The sequence below is a fragment of the Alkalihalophilus lindianensis genome, from assembly GCF_032843265.1.
GTDB classification, from domain to species: Bacteria; Bacillota; Bacilli; order Bacillales; family Bacillaceae_D; genus Alkalihalophilus; species Alkalihalophilus lindianensis.
Window position 1 is genome coordinate 1 of the sequence record NZ_JAWJBA010000142.1, and the last position, 318, is coordinate 318.

The window sequence follows — 318 nt, forward strand, 5'->3', positions numbered from 1 at the left end:
TAGTGTTTCTTGACCAATCAAACGTAGAAGATTATACGTGAAACAGCCTAAATGCAAGATGAAGTCATTGGTCTTAAATTTTCCTGACGGAAAGCGTTCCAAATCTAAATCTGTTTTTAATTCACTATGAAATTGTTCACTTGTTCCATGATCATGGTAAAGTTCTATAATTTCTTCAGGTTTATTATTAGGAAGAGAGGTCCAATAGCTTTCAAACTCGATTTCGGGGATGAGTAAAATTTGTCCATCCCTTCGAATCGTTCTCTCCACTACTTTATAAACTTGGCGAACTTCTTTATCAAGGCCTTTGGGTTTGAC

1 pseudogene is annotated in these 318 nt (G+C 35.8%); it reads right to left on the bottom strand.

Features of this window, described 5'->3' with window-relative positions:
• Positions 1–318: pseudogene (locus tag RYX56_RS21685) on the bottom strand (IS1380 family transposase); the annotation flags it as partial.